This window comes from Type-A symbiont of Plautia stali, from assembly GCF_059731155.1.
In genome coordinates this window covers 15,956-38,220 of sequence record NZ_AP035893.1, presented here as the reverse complement: position 1 = coordinate 38,220, position 22,265 = coordinate 15,956, and the positions used below count along the sequence as shown (strand labels likewise).

Below are 22,265 nucleotides of genomic sequence, written 5' to 3'. Positions count from 1 at the left end.
TAAGGGGGTTAAACGTTTCCGGTTCGGTGCAGAGAGTCCGGTGGAACTCTGGCGATTAAGAAATGTTAACTCATCATTATGAACAGTAACTACAGCATGAAAACAGAAAATTATGGGAAAAATTGTATGTATCTAAGCTAGGGTATTCAAATCAGTTATTTTCGCATTCTTACTTCCAGCCCATAGATGTCTTGTCAAGATGATCTCAAGAAATATAAATGTTGGATATAAAGGACGTCACTTCGTTCCTCAATTTTGTTTTCTGGTTCATATCTTCAGAAGATGAATTATTCGGCATTCCTTCATGTGTAATTTCAGATGCCGTGAGCTAACTTTAGCAGGGCCGTATCATGTTCAAGGGTAAAGCGATGCCGTTCAGTCACCCGTTCGCACGCGTTGTGGAGCATTCAGCCCACAACACGTTTGCGCTGCGGCTTCCTTTCACGCCCTTGCCCCCTCCGCTTTTCGCTCGTCTGCGTTTTGCTCACGGCACAACACTGTGCCGCATTTATGTGAACAGGGAGGGCGGGGGAAACCCCGCCGGGAGAAGAGTATGAAACGAGAAATGACAGTCCGGGCGCTGAAAGAACGCTTGTCCCGGTACCCCGATGAAGCATAATGCTGCGGCACGTTCTGGCTGGCTGATGACTTCCTGCAACTGGAACCCTCGCTCGATGAGGCGGAGATTGACACTGCGATGGCTCTGGCCAGTCGCTGTCACGATGCAAGTGTGGGTTTTAACTGGGACTTCCTCCAGTGGGCAATTGACGAAATCCTGGAGGCGCGCGATGTACTGGCTGATTAACTACATCCTCGATATCGCCGGCACTGAGACCCAGACCCATCTGCTGCTGCGGGCAGACAATCTGCAGATGGCTGAACTGGCTGCGTGCCGGATGGGCAGAACATGGTGGAAAGATGTGATGTCCGGAGAGGATGAGGGGTGCTACTGGACGTTCCTGGCCGCTACCGTATGGTTCAGTGGGATCACTCTGCTGGATGAACGTGAAGTCGACGTCCTTACAGGGTTAAAGTTTCTGGATATGTGGAGGGTCAGTGGTGATCTGAATAGCCTGAGCATCAGGGATGGTTCCGGGTATCCTTGGGAGGACGCATACCGTTGAGTGAATAGGGCATCAGGTGAGGATCTGGTGCCCAGTCATCCATCTGATGATGTCGCTACGCTCCTTTATTATTCCGCTACGCGGAGGGATATCCACTGCCCGTAGCCATCGTGCCCCGCCCGGCGGTCACGGGACGGGCGTTTTTTCCGCTCATGCCTGGCGCACCTGATATTTTGAGCCAGTCACTCGCATATAAGGCTCGCCCTTCAAGCCGCTTTCGCGGCATATCCTCGTGCCGTAACAGACCAGCACTCGGTATTCCACGGTCGGCCTGACCCGTTGCCGTGCGGGGCGTTGAGGCTACGGGCAGCAGGGAACGGTGGCCGTACCCGCCACCTCCTGTCCCCCATGTAACCTCAGGAGTGTGACTATGTCCCGATTCATCCAGGACGATTGCGTCCGTATTATGGCCGGCTTATCCGGATAACGCCGTAGATTTCATCCTCACCGATCCCCCGTACCTTGTTGGCTTCAGGGATCGTTCCGGTCGCACGCTCGCCGGCGATAAAACCGATGAATGGCTACAGCCGGCCTGCAATGAGATGTACCGCGTCCTGAAAAAGGACGCGCTCATGGTGAGTTTTTACGGGTGGAACCGCGTTGACCGCTTTGTGAACGCCTGGAAGGCGGCGTGCTTTTCCATTGTCGGCCACTTGGTGTTTGCGAAAACCTACGCGTCAAAATCCGCTTACGTCGGCTACACCCATGAATGCGCCTACATTCTGGCAAAAGGCCGCCCGCCACTGCCGGCAAACCCGCTGCCGGACGTTCAGGACTGGAAGTATTCCGGCAACTGCCACCACCCGACAGAAAAACCGGTCACAAGCCTGCAACCGTTAATCGAATAACTCACATCGCCAGGCGCCATTGTCCTTGATCCCTTTGCAGGTTCTGGCTCCACCTGCGTGGCGGCCGCACAGGCCGGGCGCCGGTATATCGGGATCGAACTGATGGCACAAGTATCACGCTGCCGGTCAGCAACGCCTGGAAGCCGTGCGTCGCGTGATGCTGCAACCGGCCGCGAATGATGATTTCTGGCGGGAGGCCGCATGACGGAGAACGAAACCAGCCAGTTACGTAAGGACGTTGCGGCGCTGGCGAACAGTATGTGCGATTTACGCGCCACGCTGAACCGACTGGAGTCCTGCTACAGCTACCAGGCCCCTTTACTGATGGAACGCCTGGCCGGTCAGACACTACGACGTATTAATGCCGGATTTCTGGAGGCTTACAAAGAAATCCTGGTGCTGGATGAGAGTTTTAAAGACTGATACGTATGGCCGGGCGACTGCCCGGCCACAACGAATAACGGAGAAAACGATGTACGGAACCTGCGAAGAACTATGTGAGAAGCTGGCACGGATGTTCACGCCTGATGAGCCGTTGGCACTGCTGTTATGGACGGAAGGGGGCACCGAAGCGGCCTGCAACGGTTTAAAACCCACGGATGAAGAGATCCATGCCGTTATGGTCGCCATAGGACGGATCCCGATGGATGAATACCGGCTATATGGTGTAACCCTCGATACGGCCCGGGGGCTGCTGCAACAGCATCGTGAGGAGGCGACCCGGAAAGTGAATGTACCCGGTACAGTTCTCGCCCGGCTGCTCACCAGGCTGGATCGTGACCTGACCGCACAGGAGAGCGAGGCCTGGGATGCTGGTCATACCGTACCGGACAGCATCCGCCGCGCGCGTGAGGATATTGTTATCCTGAGGCAGCATATGGCCGGAGGGGTAGCACTATGACCCCGTATTTACCGGAGCAAGCGGATGCAGCGCTGACGGTGCACCAGTTAACGGATGTGTTCTGCTATATCCTGCGGTGCGCGGAACACTAGGTGCAGCCGGATACGTTTACGCCGCCGGAGGCGGCCAGTGCGATGGTGATGCAGAGTCCGCACGAAACCGTCATCGTCTGGATGCAGAACGGCTGGCCGCTGGCTGCTGCCATCCCCGAATGCGGATATCAGGTGGTACTGACCGGTATTCCCTTTTCTCCGGTGATTTACTGACCCTGTAAGGAGGCCGCCGGCGCGGTCTCCTCACAGCGAAAAGGATGTCGTGACACTCCGCTTTTTCTGGCAGGGCAGGCCGGCCGTGGATAAAAACCCCTCCGCCACCGGTATCGCGACGGCAATCGCCGTGCCTCAACTTTAGCCCTACTGTAAGGGATGCAAGGGCCGCTGACGCTGACTTCTGCACCCGTTCTCGCTGCTCTCCGGCCGTTATCTTCCCGTCGTTCGCCCGCTCATTTTTCGCGTGCTCACCGTCCAGCTCCCGTCCTCCGTTTGCTGCGCTGCGGCTTTGAAGCCTCCCTGGCATCCCTGACTGGTCGCAGGGCTGTCGTGTCGGCACGGCGAATGCCGGAACCGTGAACTATGTAACCGTGGAGGCTGCTATGCAAACCCTGACCGATGCTGTACTGGTGACTCGTGATGCCCGTTTGTCCTTTCTTCCTGGCCTTTTCAGTAATGATTTTGTCCGGGCTGAAATGAACATCTACACCTATGCCGATCGTTACATTCAGGATTATGACGGGGCGGAATGGCTGTTTTACACCCTGCCTGATGGGGGCGGCTATCTGGCGCCGGATGTGGAGCGTGTAAAAGTGTGGAACCCGGATAACTGGTTTGAGAAGGAGATGTCCGCCGATGCCGCCGGGATTTTTATCACCGCGATGGTGCTGAATCACCGTTGCTGGATGTACAGCCATCATGATGAGGAAGAACTCTGCGGCCACTTCCTCGAACGCTACGACCAACTGATGGCATTTGTTGAAACACATCCGGAGCGCGATCTTATCCTGCGCCCCGGAACACATTTAAAGAGAGAAAAACATGATGTATGCAACCGTTCAGGACATTACGGAAACCCTGCTGAGAGAGCACGATCCCGCCAGTAAAATCGCTGTCATTATCTGTACCGTGGAGCGGGTCAGGGCATTGTGTGATGAACTGGAGTTGCCGGACAGTATCGCGCACGAATTGCTTTCCTGTATCCCGGACGAATATATGTCGTGCAGCTTCGATGAAGACAGATTGAGGGACATGCTGGAGGGGATCCGACGTGCCGTTCTACAAAGAGCTGGCGAACCAGGGCATTAAAGCAACCGACATTCCGGTGATTGAAGTGGCACACTAAATTTGGCCACCTGAACAGAGGTGATATGCTCACCTCAGAACAACACAGGTGCCATAATGAAAAAAAGAAATTTCAGCGCAGAGTTTAAACGCGAAGCCGCTCAACTGGTCCTTGATCAGAACTACACCGTTGCAGCTGCGGCCAATGCTATGGATGTGGGTCTTTCTACCATGACGCGATGGGGAAAACAGTTGCGGGATGAACGACAGGGCAAAATACCTAAAGCCTCCCCTATAACCCCGGAACAGATTGAAATACGCGAGCTGAAGAAAAAGCTACAACGTATTGAAATGGAAAACGACATATTAAAAAAGGCTACCCACCGGTATAAACGTGGTGGTCATGAACACATCGTTATCCCGAATCGCCTTGAGCGACAGTTCGCAGTGACAGAGCCTAATCAGGTGTGGTGCGGCGATGTGACGTACATCTGGACAGGCAGGCGTTGGGCTTACCTCGCTGTTGTTCTCGATCTGTTGGCAAGGAAACCGGTAGGCTGGGCAATGTCATTCTCACCGGACAGCAGGCTGACCATCAAAGCGCAGGAAATGGCGTGGGAAACTCGCGGTAAACCAGCCGGAGCGATGTTCCACAGTGACCAGGGTAGCCACTATACAAGCAGGCAGTTACTGTGGCGTTGCCGGATCAGGCAGAGTATGATCCGACGTGGAAACTGTTGGGACAACAGCCCGATGGAACGCTTCTTCAGAAGTCTGAAAAACGAGTGGGTGCCAGTGACAGGTTATATAAACTTTAGCGAAGCTGCACATGCGATCACAGACTATATCGTCGGATATTACAGTTCGCTAAGGCCGCATGACTATAACGGTGGGTTACCCCCAAACGAATCGGAAAACCGATACTGGAAAAACTCTAAAGCGGTGGCCAGTTTTAGGCTGTGTCCCTTAATCACCTGAGATATAGTAACTACCTGTTTCCACAACACACTGAACTATGGCTCGCTACGACCATCCCGATGAAGCATGGACTATCATCCAGCCCTTATTACCTGCTGAACCAGCAACACCACGGGCCGGACGTCCATGGGCTGAACATCGTATGATCATCAACGGCATGTTCTGGGTGCTGTGTTCAGGCGCACCATGGCGCTATTTGCCTGAGCGATATGGCCCATGGAAGACCGTTTATAACCGTTTTAATCGATGGTCTAAATCGGGAGTGATTAACATTATTTTCAACAGGTTACTTTCTTCTCTTGATGCTCATGGTCTCGCTGACTGGTCCGCAACTGCGCTGGATGGCAGCAATATCCGGGCACTCAGGTGCGCCGCCGGGGCGCAAAAAAACATTCCGATACCGCCGGAGATAATGGGCTGGGTCGCTCTCGCGGTGGTTTTGGCACCAAAATCCATCTGGCGACAGACGGAAGCGGTCTGCCGTTAAATATCGTACTGAGTCCCGGTCAGGCTCACGAAAGCCAGTTTGCACAACGTCTTCTGGACGGTATTGGTGTTCAGCGCCGGAACGGCAGCATGAAGCGTCGTGGCCATGCAGTGCTGGCTGACAAAGCCCACTCCGGACAAAAGAATACCGCCGCATTGCCACACGTTACGACAAAACGGCGAGGAATTATCTGGCGATGGTGAAACTGGGATGCATCCGGCTGTTTTACAAAAGGTTATGTAATTAAGGGACACAGCCTAGTTGACCACTTCATGCATATTACTTAGGGAATCTTATGGCCTTTGAGTATTTTCTACCCGTTTAAATGAACAACTAACTCATCCAAAAGCGATTTTGATGAAGCCGTGAGCAGGCTGCCTCCGTTTAATAAATCAGTATCGGTACCATTTATATTGGCACAGATTATACCTGCCTCTCTCATGCAGGGAACTAAAGCCGCGATATCCCAGGGCTTCATAAGAGTATCAATCGCTGCGTCAATACGGCCCATAGCAACCATAACATGCTGATAGCAGTCATTGATAAACACAACATCTCTTGCTGATTTAATCACCTTAGATAAATGATAGGCTTTTGTGCCCTCTCGGCTGTCAAATGTCGTACTGTGAATACCCGAAGTTGAGACTACGGCACTCGCCAAATTGATATTTTTTGCCGATCCCGCCAATATCCTTATCGGTTTGTCATCTCCATTTTGTAACCAGAAGCCACCATTTTTCGATGCATAAAATATCTGATTCAAGGCAGGAAATGAAATCACGCCTATGATTGGCTCATTATTTTCAACATAAGATATGAGCGTGCTAAAAAGAGGAACTCCATATAGAAATGCTCTCGTACCATCAATTGGATCAATGATCCAACCTGTCGTAAAACGCTCATGAATTTTTGAGCCAAATTCCTCACCCATTATCTCTATGTCAGGAGATTTAGATATGAGAAACTGTCTAATTTTTCTTTCTACAAAAATATCAGTTTGAGTCACCAGTGATTTATCGGCTTTGATATGAAAAGTCTTTGCACTTTCAAATGCCTCAATCGTGTGAGGACGTATCATTTTTACCGTTTCCAAAGCAATCTCTAACATATTATCTCCAAGATAGGCTGGACCATATACTATGGTCCAGCAAACCAGCTCAACCAGGTTTGATAACTCTATGCATAAAGTCGTCAAGATTATTTATGAAATAGTCTATCGTTGTGAATGTAAATTCCGAATGCTCATTACTTAGCTGCACAATACCCCTGCAGCGTACATTGAAATTTAATTGTAAGCATTTATTATCCTTGGCAAGATAATCAACGGCACTTACAAAATCTACGACATCAAACACCTCTAGATTAGTCTCTTCTTTAATTTCTCGCTTTAGCGCTTGTAGCATGCACTCGCCCTCTTCAATACCACCTGAAGGTATTTCCCAGACGTCAGGCATAAATTCATGCTTAGAGCGTTTTAAAAAAAGCACCTCCTTTCCATCTCCGGCAACGCTGATAATACCACCGACTACAATTCGATCATAATTATCCAGAGAATCCAATATATCATGAGGAACTAAACGCTCAATCATTTTCTATATAACTCCGCAACAGAATTAATAATGGATAAATAGTTATTAATAAAGCCATAGCGCTCTTCACCATACCAAACATCTAATTTGAACATGCTATTATGGAACTTAATAGCATTCACAAAATGCTCCTTTTCAACACGCACCTTCTCAGAATAGTCTTGCGATATTTTATGCGGAGAGTGGAATAAGAAATAGCCATTAATTGGACAGGTCGATCCCGGAATATCGGCTTCTACAGCACCTAGTTCATTCATTTTTTTGACAAACGCGTGGAGATTAACTGTAAATTTACTCTCATCAAACATGACTGGCAATGCGTACCAAGCTGGATTGGCCTTGTCAGGAATACGTGCGACTTTCAAACCATCGATTGCTTCAATGCCTTTTTTCATCAGCATTGCTGTTTCTCGTTTTTCCTCCATCATTTGCTCAAAATGAGCCATCTGCGGCATAACAACAGCAGCTCCAAGAGGATGCATACGCAAATTCAGACCGGTACCGGTAATAGCAAAATCTTTCAAATCTTCGTCATGAACTTCTTTTTTTGCACGTTTGTTAAAATGCCCAACGAGAACGGCTCTTTCATACACTCTACGGTGTTTTGTCGCAAAGAAGCCACCTTCTCCTGATGTGAGGATCTTTTTACCCTGGAAACTCCATGCAGAGCCATCACTGAAGCTACCAATCATCTTACCATCCCAAGTTGCACCGTGGGCATGTGAGCTGTCCTCAAGGAGTAGCAAGTTATGGCGTTTACAGATATCCATGAGTTCATCCATATCACATGGAATACCCCACATGTGGGTAACCACCACAGCCTTTGTTTTACTGGTAATCAAGGCCTCAACCGCCTTAGGGTCCACATTACCATTATCTCCGCAGTCGGCAAATTTCAGCTCAGCCCCAAGTTGATGAAGAGGTGCACAAGTTGCAAAAAAAGTATAACTTGGAACAATGACCTCATCCCCATGTGCAATTCCGGCACCGTAGAACATAGAGAATAAAGCAGTTGTACCTGAATTAACTGCGATGGCATTTTCTACGTTGAACTTCTTTTTGAACTCCCCTTCAAGACGCTCATAGATCCCCCCATTATCATAGATGGATATGTCCTCAAGAAGCTGATTTTGCACACTATCTTTTATTTCATTAGAAATTTTGGGGTGCGAGAATGTAGAGTATTGTGAATGCATATTATTTATCTCCTTTATGCGAAAAAATAAAGTTACTGTTCTTAACTGCCATTTCCAAAACACGCATGAGTGACATTGAATTACTTAAATTCCTTTCAAACCCTGCCTCACCGCTGTCAAAAAGGAAATCTTGATACATCCTCACAAATGGTGAGATTGGTTCAACTTCGAGATAATTAATAACCTCTTGTTTTTTGTTTTTAATGGTGACGCTTTTATTATTTGCATGAAATATTTTATTTTTCCCATAAGCAGTAATGTCTTCATGCTTTTCAATTTCGATACAAGAGATATATGCGAAGATAATTACGCCATCGCACTCGAGCTCGACAAAAGCCATATCATCGACATTGTAATCACCTTCCGATGAATTTATTAGTCTGGCGTGATTGATGGTTACATCTTTACCATCGAACAGATAATTTACGATATCCATAACGTGATATCCCATATCCAACCAAACACCACCTCCTGATGTTGAAAAATTACTTCTCCAGTTGGCATTAGGATTTTTACTGGGAATTGTATATCTAATCGTTAGCTGTGAAATTTTTTCGCCTGACTCACGCATCTCATTCTTAAGTAACTCATAGGCAGGCGTATATCTCTTCTGACAAACAGTAAATATTTTAAAACTTTTACGGCGAGAAAAGTCGCTAAATATTTTCGCCTGCATTAAATTGAGTGCAAACGGCTTTTCTTTGATTATTTTCAAAGAGTAATCACTGCAATATGTTAATACTTCATCATACATATTATGAGGTAAAGCAACCACTAAGGTATCTGGCTGAATATCCTCAATTAATGATTTGTAGCATGTGTAAGCTGGAACTTTATAATTAAGAGCTTTTTGTGCACTCTCAATATTATCTGAAGATATATCGCACAAAGCATGAACTTTAATTCCTAATGAAACCATTGCAGGTATGTGTTCCTTCAGTACAATACTCCCACATCCAATAACGGCAACTTTCATCGTATATTCCTTGTCTTATGGAAAAATATGAACTAAATAAAAGCAAGCCCATGTATTTAAATCAACAATGAGAATTAAACGAACTATGTATGCAACTTCTTATCATTTTATTTTTAATTGTATTTTTCATGCGCTTATGATAAAGTATTACATACAGTACCTCGATTCTTTTAAGAATATCCTCAGCAAGAGGAATTTCCAGCTTAACCATATTTCCGAAATTATTAATTATATATGGCCAGCAATAGGTTGGCGCTATCGCAATTCGGTGTTCCTCGAGATTTGATGCTAACTGAACAGCATGTATAAAGTTATCAACAACTAATGTTATTTTTCTTTTATAACCAATCTGATTTAAGCATGTGTCGAGAACCCATTCTTTTTTGTTTTCCCAGGACACACCTATATGTTCATGTTTGATAAAAGTGTCAAAACACCATTCCTCAGATAAAATAGGATGCCCTTTATGTACATATACAGATGGCACATCTCGAAAAAGAATTTCATAACATATATTAACTGGTAATTTATCTGGGTGATATCTTGAATCTAAGCATGATTCTAATCCACACACCCCGACATCAGATTCGCCATGTATTATTTCTGACATCGAATTATAATTCCAGTTAGATATTTTAATATCCAAGCAACTGGCATTCATTAGTTTGTGTAAGTCTGATGATATGCTTTTAAGCGAAACCGTTAGAAAATGCTCTTCCATTATTAAATTAATTTTTTGCCCATTCCAATCTGGAATGTTTTTCATTTGGCTGATGAATTTTGCAGTAGACAGCAAATCTTCGATCATTGGATATAATTGATCTGAAAATGGAGTAGGTATCAATTCATTTGGTGTTTGAACAAAAATCTCATCATCATACCAAGATCTTAATTTTGCTAAATTCTTTGATATAGTTGAGGGTGTGACACCAAGTCTTTTTGACGCCCCTCTTACAGATCTTTCCGCATAAATAATTGAGAAGATTTCAAGTGTCTTAAAATCTAAACCTTTTAAAAAATAGACCATTTCAATCACCATTTTTATTAAAAATCCATTGGTGATATTGTATAGCCATAAGTGAAGTTAAGCCACCCATCGCTAAAAAATAGACTAAGCTTTTCCCAACGTTGACACCGGTCCGTGATGAAAATAAAATAACGATACTAGTAAATAGTAATTGCACTGTATGGAGAATACCTGCAGCTTCCCCAATATTATCACCAAATGGTTCGAGTGCGTAACCTAAACTAATTGAGAATGTTACCGCATTAATAATACTTATCAAAGAAAATACAATAAGATATAGCGTCAAGCTTTCATAGTTGTTCAGGTAAATAATAATAAGTACCTGTTGCAAACATTAAAAGCGCCGATCCTCTTAATAAAAGAAAGTCGGAAAATATTTTCCGTTACCGTGATAAAAACAAAGATGTGCATACGCTAAATAAAGCTAACGTTCCCATCCATACTGCGTATGTCCCATACTTTTACATTTAACTTATCAATAAGTATCAATGATACTTGAGCTTACATAAAAAAATACGCAACCAAGACTAATGGAGGATAGTATCATCATAGTGATAAAGCTCAAGCTAAAATATCCTCGGCCTGCCCCTGCTACCAATCGTCGCTCATTTTTTTGAGCAATTAAATAGCAGGACAATGCTAATAAAATTGCAGAAAAAAAGAGATAAATAAAAAATTAGTTGCCAGCCCTTCGTGATTAGCAGAGCCCCAAGACTGGGGGCTATAATAGAGACTGTACAAGAAATCCCATTTAGCCTTGCATAAGGCTCTAATTCTTAAATCCCTGGTGAGATAATTCTTCCTGACCAAGGATTGAGCTGTGATATAACATATTCCGCTTCCAAAACCTTGTCCAAAGAAAGTTATTTAACTCCCCTTCTGAAATGCTAGTGCAATACAAAGATGCTAAAAAAATTACAATGCAACCAAAAACGCAGGCACATCTGCTTCCATAAATATCTGAACACTTACCTGCTATGACTAAACTAATTGCCACGCCAATTAAATAAACACAAAAAAACGATCCTACTTCTTTTTCGTTAGTGTGTAAAAAAACTGACATCTCAGGAGCAGCTACTAAATATAAGTCTAATCCTAATGGATAAAGCATCACCAGTAAGCCGGTTACTATATTTAATTTTTTATTCATTTGCTAATCACTCCTTTAACGCGAAACACCTTAATGCATCGATTCAACCATTACAATACATCATTCAGGAATTCATGCGTTTCCAATTTAGAAACACCTTACCGAACATATAATCCTCTCCTAAAGTAAGGTTTTTATAACTTTGCACTCATAATGATACTCTGGGGTTTTATTATGAATTCCTCTCATTTCTCATTTAATAAAATTAATCTAAGCTGTGTCCCGTAACTGTTTTTTGTACAATAAGATGCATGTACTTACTACAGAAAGCATTCTACGTTGGCCCGATACGATTTCCCTGATGAAGCATGGGCACTGATTTCCACCATGCTCCCACCTGAAAGAGGAACCTACAGAGGTGGTCGTCCTTATTTTTCCCACAGACAGGTTATGAATTGCATATTCTGGGTGCTTTGCTCAGGCGCTCCCTAGAGGGATTTGCCTAGCATTAAAATCGGCGGCGGGTGCGAAAAAAATATCCAGATGAATCCGACGATCATGGGTTGGGTCGCTCACGGGACGACTTTGGCACCAAAATCCATCTGCCGACAGACGGAACAGGACTGCCATTAGTTTTTTGCCTTAGCGGCGGACAGGCGCATAAGAGTCAATATGCGGAAATGCTACTCAACCGGGTTGGCGTAATCCGTAAAAGCGGGCACCTGAAATCGCGTCCAAAAGCCGTGCTGGCAGATAAAGGATACTCAGGAAAAAATCTGCGTTACTGTCTGAAAAAAAGAGGAATTAAAGCAGTCATTCCTTTTAAATCAAATGAAAAAACCAGCCGGGATGGACGACGAAAACTGGATACCGAGTACGACGATCTCCAGAAGCGTTCGTGCAAGTTGACCATCGAGATCACGCTGGACTACCTGGTCGACCATCTCGCCAACACGATGCACGCGGACAAGAAAATCCGTGCCGCCTTCAATCGTGACATCGGCTACAAGGTGCTGTTCGTCAAGGACGTCAATCTGATGTCGTTCGGTTCATAGCCATTCCCCTCATTCAGGCCATTCCATGCTAATGGGGAGTGATTCATCCAACGTCTGTGGCGGGGCTATGTTAATGCTCCGTGGAGAGGCAACGACAGATTTTTAAGCATGACGTCTGAGGCTGGCGCATCATCAAGCTGATGTTTAGCAGTATCACTTTGCTGACTCAGCGTGACATAGCGAATGGTACGTTCGGCCATGATGGTCGTGCGGATGATATCCAGCGCCTCTTCCCATAGATTTTTTTCACGTCCGGCAAAATCCATGTCATAACCTGTCAGCAGGTTGTGCGCCTCTTGGCGGTTTGCCAGCCGTTGCTGGAAGGTGTCGATCACTTTCCAGGGGGCGGAGTCTGCCTTTTTACAGCGCCGGGACGGTTTTTCCGTCAGTACGCCGATAACCTGCTGACATTCTCGGGTGTTGGCAGGCGGCGCTGTGCCGTACGGGGCACCAGTTTACGCAATCGCTCCAGTTTTGGCGGACTGACGGTGATATAGCGGTTGATGACCAGCGGGGTCTTGCAGGTTTTCTCCTTCGGCTCGATATAGAACGAGGCTCCAGGAACCGGGTCTCCCTGAAACACCGTGTAGTTCTCCCCGAGCTGCAGCTTCATCAGATCCTGTACGTTGATTTTGTTCTCCATCTGAATGTTGATGTGGTCGCCGTCAATCCAGGACGTTCCGATCACGCCATCACGGCGCTGCAGGCTGACCATATTAGCCCGGGCTTCTTTCCCGGCGGCATTACTGATGGTCTGCGCAGTTTTATCGTCGCTGACGATTTTACCGGCGATCTTCGTGCCGGCGTTCTGCATCAGCGTGGCAAAGTTGGCGGCAGAAGTCTGGCTCTCAATACGCTCCTGGTCCCGTCTCATCATGATCAGCGCAAAATCCAGCGAACGCACCTGGGTGGCCTGAACGGCAATGCGTTCGGTGTAAAAGGCGCCGACTTCATCCAGGTAGCTGATGTAGGGGTAAGTCCCCTTGTATTTCGTTATCTCAAGCGCTTCGGAATCCAGCCCTTCCAAACGGTAGCCGAGGTCACGGGCCAGGATCATACTCTGCTGGGTGATAAACATGCGTCACAGTGCAGAGGTGGTGTGCTGGGAGGTGTTCATGGCCGGGATCAGCGTCAGCAGGATGCGGTCGCTGTGAATGGAGTCGCGGATATCGATATCTCCCGCATCTTCCGCAAAGATATCGCCAAAGGTCTCCGTAAAGGTACTGAATGTCTCCAGAAACTGACCTGTAAGATAGCTGTGCTGCTTACGTGGCTCTTCTGTCCAGACTGACGGCGTACGGACCAGCGCTATGTCAAAGCCCGGTACATCCACGAGTTAGTTATAGAGCGGGGAGACCGCTTCTTCCGGCCACTGATCATCCACGGCCCTGCAGTACAGTTCGGCCAGTTTTTCCAGCGGCATAAACTCGCGCAGCAACTGCAGCGACATGGTCTTGTTTTCCCGCACACACCAGAATTTAGTGCCAAAAACCAGCGCCTTATTCATGGCGATAGCCCTGGACTGCCATTCGCCCCCCTGAACATTGGTGGGCAGCATGGACTGCATGGTTTCAGCGATAAAGGCCTCCGTACTGAGACCAAACGGATTGAAGGTATTGGACTGGGGCGGCTTTTGTCGCCCTTATGGATAATCTCACTGCGTGACATCCCGCCGGTCATGAAGTTAATGAACTCCACGCAGTCTTCCCGGCCAAAGCGGAGGGCCAGATACCAGACAGTCCTTGCCGTGTCGTTCTGTGCCTTGCCGTCGACAAAGGTGAAGCCCCGGCCCCAGCAGAACGAATTCAGCATCCAGGCGTAGATGGTTTCGGTTTTTCCGCCGCCGGTGCCGGCGAAGAACATGACGTGACGGGTCAGGTCGTCAAGAGTGAGCCAGAGTTCGCGCCCCGTGTCACGGAGCCGCTGGTAGCCGAGATAAAAAATCCCGCGGCCGGTGCGTTCCTGCCGGGTTTCATACTGAAACAACGAGGGGAAGGTCCGAAACAGGCTGCGGCGAACCTTGCGGTCTTCCGACGGATCCACTTTACCGAGGTAAAGGGGCATGCGCATCGGCATACGCCAGCGGTGGGTACTGAAGCTGATGCTGGCGACGATGGCCAGCAACAGGCATATCGGCGTGGTCAGTGGCCAGATAAATCCCGCCACCATACAGCCGATCATCATCACGGCATACAGCAGGTGATCACACATCAGTTCAAGGAATGGTGATCCCCGGGCGGTGCGGTTTATCATCGCCTGATTGACGGAGGTGTTCTGCATGGATTACTCCCGGGTGTTGACGGTTTTCAGGAAGCGGTCGGCCTGCTCCGGAGACATCGGGTCGGTGGTTTTCAGAAACAGGTCGATTCTGGCCGGTTCGGCCAGCAGGCCGGTGGAAAGACGGAACCCGGTGTCGGTCAGAACCCACGGCGTGCCCTCAAAACCGAACTGGCGGAAGCCCAAGTCGTTGACGGCGACGGCCGCTTTGGCCGCTTTCTGGCACGCGGCATCAATCGGCGCGCCGGCCGCATGACCCGGTACGGACATCCCGGCATCCGCCCGGAACAGCGCCTGCCAGCCTGTGGCCCGCCTGACCGGATCTTTCTGGCAGAGCAGGGGCACGATTTTTTCCACGGCATCCCCGCCGTCATTCACGACAGACACGGGGAAGATAATCACGTTGTATTCCTGCGCCAGGCGTTCGATGGCCGGCTCCATGGATCTGCAGACGGCGCAGGTCGGATCGAGAAAGGCATAAAGAGTGCGTTCATGACCGGAGGACAGTGTGATGGTGAACATGCCGCGGTCAGCATTGCGCTTGAGCACTTCCGCCATCTGCTGACGGGCGTCAGTTTCACGGAAGGTCTGCGGTGCGCTGCGCGCGACGGGGGAAGTGTCTGTCGTGAGGGTTGCAGGGCGGCTGACGGCGATGCCGGTAACGCGCTGCGGTTATCCTGCATGGCTTTTTGCATGTTCTGTGATTCGGTGGCCGCAGCGCGGGAAAACGTTTCACTGGTGGCAGTCGTGCGCGGTGACGTGGGCGATACGGCCGTTGCGATGGCCCCGCTGGCGGAGACGTCGATGTACACTTTCTCCGGGGGAGACAGATACCAGGCGGCTGAAACCAGCAGGACGCCAGCCACCGCAGAGGCTAGGTATTTCAGGGCGATCAGACTGCGTTTTCTCATCTGTTTTGCTATGGCGGTGAGAATGGCACCGGCGTCGTGCAGTGGATCGTCAAACAGGGTGATGGCCTCATTTGAGTACGCATAGAAGCCAATCAGTTTTTTCTCATGTGTGGCCAGACGTTGCGACTCCCGGAAAATGATCAGCGTCTGTGCCGTGTGATGTTCCTGCTGATGCATGACCACGATGTTGTCATTGCAGCGGAAAGCGGAATAGGTGTTTTCTGAGGGCATAACAGCCTCCGTTCAGGATGTACGGGAAATGTGAATAAGGTGAGTGTGGGGAGGAAAGACGGAAGCGGATTAGTCGTCCAGGCCTCCCGTCAGGCAATCGTAACAGCGCGAAGAGTCGTGAGGAGCGGGGTGGCGACTTTCTGCTGTCAGCATCAGCACGGTGGTTAACAGGGTGAAGAGCACTGCCAGCTTCAGATAACGCCTGAACACCGACCAGTGCACCCGACTTTCCGACTGTTTAATGTCTGACAGCATTGCTGTTGCATCTGGCACGGGTTCATTCAGCAGCAGGGGCAGTAATTCTGTATTCCGCGCCTGACTGTATAGCTGGTTATCGCGAATTTGAAACTGCACAGGTCGCCGAAAGACGGCCAGTGTCCGGGGCGATGCATTCACGGCGGCACAATCAAATACATAGATGAATCCGTCATGGCAAAAAACCACACCATTTATTTTCGGGGGGCATACGGGCTCCGTAAAGAAAAAATGTACCGGGGCAGGAATACGGGCGAGGGTGTGTCAGTAGTACAGCCATACTCTCTGTAAAATGACCGCCAGCATGCTTAGGATCATGACAACAGATAATTACCGGAGGCTCAGCGGCGGCTGGAATGCGTCGTCATCGGTGGCGTTTCCAATGGCAGACAGTATTTGTCTCACATCATGTTCCGTTGTCTCTGTCAGCGGGACGGCCATATCAGAACCGGCATACAAGCCGACAGGCGGTCATTGTGGATGAACATATGTACGGGCTGGCGAAAAGCGGCCAGTTGCTGCGGCGTTGCCTTTTCAGTGTGATACATCACAAAAATGCAGCCTTTGCAGCGAAAAGCCTGGTACGTGACTTCGGAAGACATCGGTATCTCCATCAGTGGCGGAATACAAAACTCATGTGGTGGGGGATCAAAACGGCAGTTCGTTGTCTTCCAGCCCCGGGCGATCAAGTACATCATCGGTCAGGGACCAGTTATTGCGGATACGACGTTTACGGTCACAGTCCGGCTGTGGTTCATCCCAGATAAGGCCTAGGGAAACCATATCGGCCCGGAAGCCGTCGATGGCTTCCTCAACGCAGACGGCCGGGCAGGGAAGTCCCAGGCGGATGGCTTCGGTCCGGGCAACTTTCATGGCCGCGATTGGAAGCACCCCATTTGAGCGTGGTGATGAGGCAGAAGGGTTTCTGATTGTCACGGCCGCAGCTGATAAAGGCCTCGTTGATATACATGACCGGCGGCCGCCCGGGAGTGGATGAAACAAGATGTGTCTGGTAAGAAGGCTGAAGAAATTGCTGCTGATGGATCTGTGTCAGCTGATCATTTCATATGGCATCCTGTAACTAGCGCTGTTGGTAATGTGAAGAACTAGGGACCAGAACTCATCGAGCCTGTTAGTTGATGAGATGTCAGCGGCCGAGCCGTATTTTAGCTCCTCTACCCCGCAGCTTCGCTTAATGTTTTATATGTTAAATATCAATTAATTACATGAATAACCACATCATGATTTGATGTATTTGTCGTGCCGTGACAGTAGCGGCTGGAGTCCTTCCACCGCAACCGAACTTTTTTATTTAATAGGATATAAACCTATTTAATAAAAAAACGGAATGGCGTCTCGACAGGCAGCACAATTTTACGGCCAGCGGCGGCAAGTGAGTGAGACCGGGGCGCTTCTGGCACCGGAAATACCACTGCCGGATCGCTGTCCTAGTCGATCACCATCAAGCCGAGCATGGCGAACCGTGGCGCGGTACTGGACGCCGGTCTGCCGCCGCGCCTGTATCCGGTCAACTCCTGCCAGTTCATGAAGTTTAGTAACCGGAATAACCAGGGATTTAAACAGCACATCATCGAGGACTTCCGGGGTAAACCCCGCCGTCCGGAGCTTCTCCAGATCCGGGGGAATGTCCTTCACGTCCGTATAGGTCTTAACGGTCACAAACTCCCCTTCAACCCGGACAGATGAAAACGCGCGGTGTTGCGTGACGTTAATTTGCTCAACGCTACGGTAGAACACCGGGAAGCGCGACGGGAATTTCGTGAAGTTCTTCCGCCCCACGGCCCGGACATAATCATTGCGTACCAGCCCCGCCAGGTACTTTATTTCAGTGTCGTCGCCCTTTAAGTGGCCGAGCCAGTGAACAAAGCGTGGGGTTTGTTCAGCACCGTGCCGTGCTGGTTCATAAACTCGCTGTATTTCAGTTCGTCTTCACCGGATGAATAGAGGCACTTACAGGGGTCAGTTTAGATATCGAAAATTATTGTACGTTAAGGTGATTTTTTATACCCCTGTCTGCAGTAAGGGAACTTGACCACGTTGACAGGCAGCTATGAACGAACAGCGGAAGTTCGCAATTCCAACAACTACATGACTAACATTGAGGTGCTTTATTCAACGGGGGAGCTGGTTACAATCTAGCTGGTTATCGGAGGAAGATAAACCAGCACAGAAATTACAAACTATCAGCGATTGGCTTACCTGCTGTTTATCCATAAATTTTATTCAAGATAGAAATATTTAACTATCTGCATAGCATAATTCCTTCTTAATCAATTATCACTGCAGCATCAAGCTATCACATTAACGCACTTCCCCCCTGTGATTCGGCAGCGTCGCGATTAATACCGAAAATTTGCCACCTGACATGGTTTGCATCGAGGGTGAAAACTGCCGTGGCGAGGGTATTCTCATCATCCGGATCGTCGGCAGCCAGCCGGTAAATAGGCAACACGGCATCATGTTTATCAGAGATAATGCCTTTTGCCGCTGTAGCGTCAAACGGGTGGTGATTCTCCAGCCACTGCGCCAGCCCTTCCAGCTCCTGCCAGATTTGCGGGTAATGTGTCTGCACCGCAGCACGCATTGCATGGGTCTGAGCGGATGACTGCATGGTCATCACCGTTTGCCACAGCGACGTTAGCGTCAGCTTCTGATGCCAGGCTTCACGGCCAAATTCGCCAAGTTGCAGGCCAATTTCAGACAGGGAACCACTGATGTCGATTTTTTTCATGCGATGAATTCACTTCTGTTCAGGAAACGTGCTGTAAAAATTCTTTCAGGCGCGGATTGCTACTGGCATTCAGCAGGATATCAGGCGGGCCTGTTTCCACCATCAATAAAAATCAGCCGTGACGCCACATCGCGTGCAAAGCCAATCTCGTGCGTCACAATGACCATTGTCATCCCTTCATCAGCCAGTGAACGCATTACTTTCAATACTTCATGGCGCAACTCCGGGTCGAGCGCAGAGGTTGGCTCATCAAACAGCATCATTTTCGGTTTTACCGCCAGCGCACGGGCAATAGCCACGCGTTGCTGCTGACCACCAGAAAGCTCAGAAGGAGTTCCCGGCAATGATCTCCTGACCCTGACGCGTTAATTCCGCGACGCCGATAACAATAAAAAGCGAGGTATCTTTGATGCTGATTATCCACTGATTGCCCAGCGCAGGGATCATGCGACGCAATGCCAGCGGCATAATCACGTACCACAGCGTTGCGCGCTGAGATAATCCCATCGCCAGACTGGCTTCTTTAAACCCTTTATTGATGGACAAAATCGCGCCGCGTGTGATTTCCGCAATATACGCACCAGAGTTAATAATAATGGTGACAATTGCAGCCGTAATAGGGTCGATACGAATAGGCAGTACCATTGGTAATGCAAAATAGATAAACATTACCTTAACCATAATTGGCGTGCCGCGAATCAGCTCGACGAAAATTAATGAAAGCGTTTTCGCGATACCGTTTCCCAATGCTCGACAGGTTCCTGCCAGCAGGCCAATAATAAAGCCACCTGCTAAACCGACCATTGAGATCAATATTGTCAGTTGAAGCCTCTGTAACAACAGTGACAGAGATTCCCATATATATTTCGTTTCGAAATTCATAATGCGGTCTATTCACTCTCGGTTCAGGCCGGAGTTACCCGGTCTGACGGGGGTTATTTAGGTTGTTTGTTAAACCATTTGAAATAAATATAACCATCGATGCCAATCAGATCGACAACGCCCTTTTCACCCCACAGGTCGATTGCCTGTTGCCAGATGTCGTCGCTGACTTTTTTATGCTGATGCAACTGTTGGCAAAATGGTAAACCACCCATTCATCAGTCGCCAGGTCCTCTGGCGGACGCTGTTCATTAATCGCCCGTACCGCTTGTGCAGCGATCCCTTTTTCCCTAGCGATTGGTGCATGAATAGCCCATTCAACCGGCTGAGACCAGTGACGCGCGGTAAGCAGGATTGCCAGTTCCGACAACCGCTGCCCCAGCGCGCTACGGTAGCGCAGATACTCCCCCATTCTCTGCGCATGCGTCATCAGTTCCGGGCTGCGCAACAACGGTTCAAACGGCGGCAGCAACGCACCGCGCGGGCCGTTGATAATCTCCTCCGCAAGCTAGCGTTGTTCATCGCTCCACTGCTGTTCTGACAATGCAGGTAAACGATTCATAGCTGTCGTCTCGCCAGTTTATGCGTCTCTTCGCTGATAACCTTGTGCAGGGTATCAACCACGAAATCTAGTTCTGAACGGCTGACAATAAACGGTGGTGCAATCAGGATATGATCGCCCAGTTGACCATCAATGGTTCCGCCCATCGGATAGACCAACAGCCCATGCGCCCCGGAGCTTTGCAGATAACGTTCGGCGCTCTCAATTTTACTCACCGCCTCACGGCCGTGGCGGGCAACCAGCATCGCCAGCAAACACTCGGCGACGCCCATACCGGAAACCACCGAAGGGAAAAACGACGGGCTACTGAGGGAGAACAGCAACGTGCAATCCGCAGCCTGCGCCAGCGGCGAAACCGGCGAATCGGTGATGGCGATAATCCGCGCCTCGGCCTGCCTGGCCGCATTGAGAACGTCGAGGGATTCGCGGGAATATGGCGCAAAGCTGGTTAATAACAGGCAGTTTTCTGCCGTGATCTCGCGGGTGAATACTTCGATATTACTGGCCAGCCCGTCAATCAGCGACACGTGGCGATTGAACAATCGGTAGACATAAAACAACAACCAGGCGATGGGAAAGCTGGCGCGGAAACCGCAAATATAGACCTGCTTCGCCTCATCCAGCAGCGTAACGGCTTGCTGCATGGAGTGCGGATTCTCAGCCTGGGTGAAGGCCAGATTGGCCTGATGCGCGAGGAACACCTCTTCGTACAGTGCGGGTTGCGTTCCTTTCGCGATCAACTTTTCCGCCTTAGATACATATGTATCATTTCGTAAGCCGAGATCGTCGATAAAGGCGCTTTTCAATTCCCCCCCAACCGTTATAGCCCAGACGCTGCGCCAGCCGTAATAGCGTGGCAGGTTTAACCTTGGCTTCTGCGGCGAAGGCGCGCATGGATTGCACCACTAACATCGTCGTTCGTATTATTTTCCGGCTGGTAAAGTGTCCACCGTGGATACATGTCGCTCTCAGCGAATGGAAGAAGTTTTTCACACACGCATTACTGTACGCGCTCACTAATTTTAGAAAAGACCGGGAGTACAGCTCTTATATAAATCAATAAAATTCAGATGTATATGTCTTTAGCGTGGTTTTTTACATCATTGACCGTCAAACCCCGTAAACAGAATACTGATGGTGAGTGGCGCCGGGACCCGGCGTAGCCGGAAATGCAGCTTCAATATCCGGGTTAAGAATGCCGAGCAGCGCGCAGGCATTCTTAGAATGCGCCAAAGGCGCATAGAGGCGCTCTCAGAAGTTGACCAGATCACCGTGGTTAATGGCGCCGTAGCCCGGCGCAGCCGGTTACGTTGTTGATAGGTTCCACAAATCTATCCCTTCGCCCTGATAAGCCATAACCCGCTTATAGTCATGATGTGGTTTCATTAAGCCCTTTCAACTCCGGTGAGCGGGCTGTACGGCGCTTGCGACGTACAGGGCGTGATTTCCGGAGCCGTGGCGCCGGCAAAGCCGGTGCCCGGGGGTTGTACAGAGGAACTGCCGCGATGTTACTGGCAGCTACTCAAATGTTTAGTTACATCATTCATCATTAAAAGCGACGCTGTTCCGGCCCTTAGGGCCGGGCGGGGCCGCTTTTCAGTGGTGGGAAGGGAGAAGGTGTGACACAGGGGTACGATTGGGGCCCAAAGCTTGCGGTGGGAGGTACTTTTATCTTTTTTCTGAGCGGCGCGGCGAAGCCGCTGCAAGCGAAGGCTTTTTAGTTCCTGTCCACAGGGTTTCAGGGGACAAAGGATCTCCCTGAGGATCTTTTCAGGGGATGAAAGAGGGGG

17 protein-coding genes and 13 pseudogenes are annotated in these 22,265 nt (G+C 49.1%); 11 read left to right on the top strand and 19 right to left on the bottom strand.

The genetic code is table 11. The annotated features are described in order from the left end of the window. Positions 1-788 precede the first annotated feature (788 nt). The 8 genes and pseudogenes from AC6I8M_RS22295 (at position 789) to AC6I8M_RS22260 (ending at position 5,919) form a co-directional block, all read left to right on the top strand. Positions 789-1,124, top strand: coding sequence for a hypothetical protein (locus AC6I8M_RS22295; RefSeq protein ID WP_010618608.1), 336 nt, complete (start codon positions 789-791; stop codon positions 1,122-1,124). Positions 1,125-1,494: 370 nt separating this feature from the next. Next, positions 1,495-2,177, top strand: a pseudogene (locus AC6I8M_RS22290) (DNA methylase). Beyond that, on the top strand, positions 2,174-2,395 hold the full coding sequence (locus tag AC6I8M_RS22285) for a YubE family protein (protein WP_010618610.1): 222 nt from the start codon (positions 2,174-2,176) through the stop codon (positions 2,393-2,395). Before AC6I8M_RS22290 ends, AC6I8M_RS22285 begins: the two are co-directional and overlap by 4 nt. A gap of 49 nt (positions 2,396-2,444) precedes the next feature. Beyond that, the gene (locus AC6I8M_RS22280; RefSeq protein WP_010618611.1) at positions 2,445-2,873 is read left to right on the top strand and encodes a DUF1380 family protein; all 429 of its coding nucleotides are present in this window, start codon (positions 2,445-2,447) and stop codon (positions 2,871-2,873) included. A gap of 92 nt (positions 2,874-2,965) precedes the next feature. Further along, positions 2,966-3,139, top strand: coding sequence for a hypothetical protein (locus AC6I8M_RS22275; protein ID WP_010618613.1), 174 nt, complete (start codon positions 2,966-2,968; stop codon positions 3,137-3,139). Positions 3,140-3,525: 386 nt separating this feature from the next. Beyond that, positions 3,526-3,936, top strand: a pseudogene (locus AC6I8M_RS22270) (antirestriction protein); the annotation flags it as partial. Positions 3,937-4,324: 388 nt separating this feature from the next. Then, the gene (locus AC6I8M_RS22265) at positions 4,325-5,185 is read left to right on the top strand and encodes an IS3 family transposase (RefSeq protein WP_022537118.1); all 861 of its coding nucleotides are present in this window, start codon (positions 4,325-4,327) and stop codon (positions 5,183-5,185) included. Between the two features lie 37 nt (positions 5,186-5,222). After that, positions 5,223-5,919, top strand: a pseudogene (locus AC6I8M_RS22260) (IS5 family transposase). Positions 5,920-5,985: 66 nt separating this feature from the next. Here AC6I8M_RS22260 and AC6I8M_RS22255 read toward each other — a convergent pair. From AC6I8M_RS22255 to AC6I8M_RS22225, 7 genes are all read right to left on the bottom strand, one after another. Then, positions 5,986-6,780: an inositol monophosphatase family protein gene (locus AC6I8M_RS22255; RefSeq protein WP_498013904.1), complete on the bottom strand. Its 795-nt coding sequence runs from the start codon at positions 6,778-6,780 to the stop codon at positions 5,986-5,988. A 49-nt stretch (positions 6,781-6,829) separates the two neighbouring features. Beyond that, positions 6,830-7,261 (bottom strand): NUDIX domain-containing protein, encoded by a 432-nt coding sequence (locus AC6I8M_RS22250; protein WP_010618524.1) that lies wholly within the window; start codon positions 7,259-7,261, stop codon positions 6,830-6,832. Then, entirely contained in the window at positions 7,258-8,457 is a 1,200-nt protein-coding gene (locus AC6I8M_RS22245) for a DegT/DnrJ/EryC1/StrS family aminotransferase (protein ID WP_010618525.1), read from the bottom strand. The genes AC6I8M_RS22250 and AC6I8M_RS22245 overlap by 4 nt, the downstream gene beginning before the upstream one ends. A 1-nt stretch (position 8,458) precedes the next feature. After that, complete coding sequence (locus tag AC6I8M_RS22240) at positions 8,459-9,433, bottom strand: Gfo/Idh/MocA family protein (protein WP_010618526.1); 975 nt, start codon at positions 9,431-9,433, stop codon at positions 8,459-8,461. A gap of 61 nt (positions 9,434-9,494) precedes the next feature. Continuing rightward, positions 9,495-10,472, bottom strand: a complete 978-nt coding sequence (locus AC6I8M_RS22235; protein WP_022537119.1) for a LysR family transcriptional regulator — start codon at positions 10,470-10,472, stop codon at positions 9,495-9,497. Next, the gene (locus AC6I8M_RS22230) at positions 10,462-10,791 is read right to left on the bottom strand and encodes a hypothetical protein (RefSeq protein ID WP_022537120.1); all 330 of its coding nucleotides are present in this window, start codon (positions 10,789-10,791) and stop codon (positions 10,462-10,464) included. Before AC6I8M_RS22230 ends, AC6I8M_RS22235 begins: the two co-directional genes overlap by 11 nt. Positions 10,792-11,229: 438 nt before the next feature. Continuing rightward, entirely contained in the window at positions 11,230-11,610 is a 381-nt protein-coding gene (locus tag AC6I8M_RS22225; RefSeq protein ID WP_022537121.1) for an MFS transporter, read from the bottom strand. A gap of 279 nt (positions 11,611-11,889) precedes the next feature. Here AC6I8M_RS22225 and AC6I8M_RS22220 point away from each other — a divergent pair. Together AC6I8M_RS22220 and AC6I8M_RS22215 are read left to right on the top strand one after the other, a co-directional pair. Continuing rightward, positions 11,890-12,039 (top strand): annotated as a pseudogene (locus AC6I8M_RS22220) (transposase); the annotation flags it as partial. 33 nt (positions 12,040-12,072) lie between these two features. After that, a pseudogene (locus AC6I8M_RS22215) lies at positions 12,073-12,419 on the top strand (transposase); the annotation flags it as partial. 251 nt (positions 12,420-12,670) lie between these two features. Here the strand turns inward: AC6I8M_RS22215 and trbC are convergent. The 5 genes and pseudogenes from trbC to AC6I8M_RS22190 form a co-directional block, all read right to left on the bottom strand. Next, a pseudogene (trbC, locus tag AC6I8M_RS22210) lies at positions 12,671-14,885 on the bottom strand (F-type conjugative transfer protein TrbC). 3 nt (positions 14,886-14,888) lie between these two features. Further along, positions 14,889-15,440 carry a thioredoxin domain-containing protein gene (locus AC6I8M_RS22205; protein WP_498013903.1) on the bottom strand — a complete coding sequence of 184 codons (552 nt, stop codon included), beginning with the start codon at positions 15,438-15,440 and terminating at the stop codon, positions 14,889-14,891. Between the two features lie 653 nt (positions 15,441-16,093). Then, positions 16,094-16,378 (bottom strand): hypothetical protein, encoded by a 285-nt coding sequence (locus tag AC6I8M_RS22200; RefSeq protein WP_022537126.1) that lies wholly within the window; start codon positions 16,376-16,378, stop codon positions 16,094-16,096. A 326-nt stretch (positions 16,379-16,704) separates the two neighbouring features. After that, the gene (locus AC6I8M_RS22195; protein ID WP_010618535.1) at positions 16,705-16,881 is read right to left on the bottom strand and encodes a hypothetical protein; all 177 of its coding nucleotides are present in this window, start codon (positions 16,879-16,881) and stop codon (positions 16,705-16,707) included. 46 nt (positions 16,882-16,927) lie between these two features. Then, positions 16,928-17,143: pseudogene (locus AC6I8M_RS22190) on the bottom strand (conjugal transfer protein TrbA); the annotation flags it as partial. Between the two features lie 4 nt (positions 17,144-17,147). Between AC6I8M_RS22190 and AC6I8M_RS22185 the strand changes: the two are divergent. Next, positions 17,148-17,389, top strand: a pseudogene (locus tag AC6I8M_RS22185) (SOS response-associated peptidase family protein); the annotation flags it as partial. A gap of 264 nt (positions 17,390-17,653) precedes the next feature. On the opposite strand, the gene AC6I8M_RS22180 reads toward AC6I8M_RS22185, so the two are convergent. The 7 genes and pseudogenes from AC6I8M_RS22180 to AC6I8M_RS22150 all read right to left on the bottom strand — a co-directional run. Continuing rightward, the gene (locus AC6I8M_RS22180) at positions 17,654-18,079 is read right to left on the bottom strand and encodes a hypothetical protein (protein ID WP_010618537.1); all 426 of its coding nucleotides are present in this window, start codon (positions 18,077-18,079) and stop codon (positions 17,654-17,656) included. Positions 18,080-18,596: 517 nt separating this feature from the next. Further along, positions 18,597-19,031, bottom strand: a complete 435-nt coding sequence (locus tag AC6I8M_RS22175; protein ID WP_010618538.1) for a C45 family peptidase — start codon at positions 19,029-19,031, stop codon at positions 18,597-18,599. 19 nt (positions 19,032-19,050) lie between these two features. After that, positions 19,051-19,363, bottom strand: a pseudogene (locus AC6I8M_RS22170) (ATP-binding cassette domain-containing protein); the annotation flags it as partial. Position 19,364: 1 nt separating this feature from the next. Then, positions 19,365-19,913 (bottom strand): annotated as a pseudogene (gene glnP, locus AC6I8M_RS22165) (glutamine ABC transporter permease GlnP); the annotation flags it as partial. A gap of 80 nt (positions 19,914-19,993) precedes the next feature. Then, a pseudogene (locus AC6I8M_RS22160) lies at positions 19,994-20,475 on the bottom strand (carboxymuconolactone decarboxylase family protein); the annotation flags it as partial. 164 nt (positions 20,476-20,639) lie between these two features. Then, positions 20,640-21,387 (bottom strand): annotated as a pseudogene (locus AC6I8M_RS22155) (MurR/RpiR family transcriptional regulator); the annotation flags it as partial. A gap of 630 nt (positions 21,388-22,017) precedes the next feature. Further along, positions 22,018-22,122 (bottom strand): annotated as a pseudogene (locus tag AC6I8M_RS22150) (replication-associated protein RepA4); the annotation flags it as partial. Between the last annotated feature and the right edge of the window lie 143 nt (positions 22,123-22,265).

Excerpts from the sequence above, each read along its gene's own strand:
- AC6I8M_RS22280 (WP_010618611.1), top strand. The coding sequence starts at position 2,445 with ATGTACGGAACCTGCGAAGAACTATGTGAGAAGCTGGCACGGATGTTC.
- AC6I8M_RS22265 (WP_022537118.1), top strand. The coding sequence starts at position 4,325 with ATGAAAAAAAGAAATTTCAGCGCAGAGTTTAAACGCGAAGCCGCTCAA.
- AC6I8M_RS22245 (WP_010618525.1), bottom strand. The coding sequence starts at position 8,457 with ATGCATTCACAATACTCTACATTCTCGCACCCCAAAATTTCTAATGAA.
- AC6I8M_RS22225 (WP_022537121.1), bottom strand. The coding sequence starts at position 11,610 with ATGAATAAAAAATTAAATATAGTAACCGGCTTACTGGTGATGCTTTAT.
- AC6I8M_RS22285 (WP_010618610.1), top strand. The coding sequence starts at position 2,174 with ATGACGGAGAACGAAACCAGCCAGTTACGTAAGGACGTTGCGGCGCTG.
- AC6I8M_RS22235 (WP_022537119.1), bottom strand. The coding sequence starts at position 10,472 with ATGGTGATTGAAATGGTCTATTTTTTAAAAGGTTTAGATTTTAAGACA.
- AC6I8M_RS22205 (WP_498013903.1), bottom strand. The coding sequence starts at position 15,440 with ATGGCGGAAGTGCTCAAGCGCAATGCTGACCGCGGCATGTTCACCATC.
- AC6I8M_RS22255 (WP_498013904.1), bottom strand. The coding sequence starts at position 6,780 with ATGTTAGAGATTGCTTTGGAAACGGTAAAAATGATACGTCCTCACACG.
- AC6I8M_RS22240 (WP_010618526.1), bottom strand. The coding sequence starts at position 9,433 with ATGAAAGTTGCCGTTATTGGATGTGGGAGTATTGTACTGAAGGAACAC.
- AC6I8M_RS22175 (WP_010618538.1), bottom strand. The coding sequence starts at position 19,031 with ATGAAAAAAATCGACATCAGTGGTTCCCTGTCTGAAATTGGCCTGCAA.
- AC6I8M_RS22250 (WP_010618524.1), bottom strand. The coding sequence starts at position 7,261 with ATGATTGAGCGTTTAGTTCCTCATGATATATTGGATTCTCTGGATAAT.
- AC6I8M_RS22295 (WP_010618608.1), top strand. The coding sequence starts at position 789 with ATGTACTGGCTGATTAACTACATCCTCGATATCGCCGGCACTGAGACC.
- AC6I8M_RS22195 (WP_010618535.1), bottom strand. The coding sequence starts at position 16,881 with ATGTCTTCCGAAGTCACGTACCAGGCTTTTCGCTGCAAAGGCTGCATT.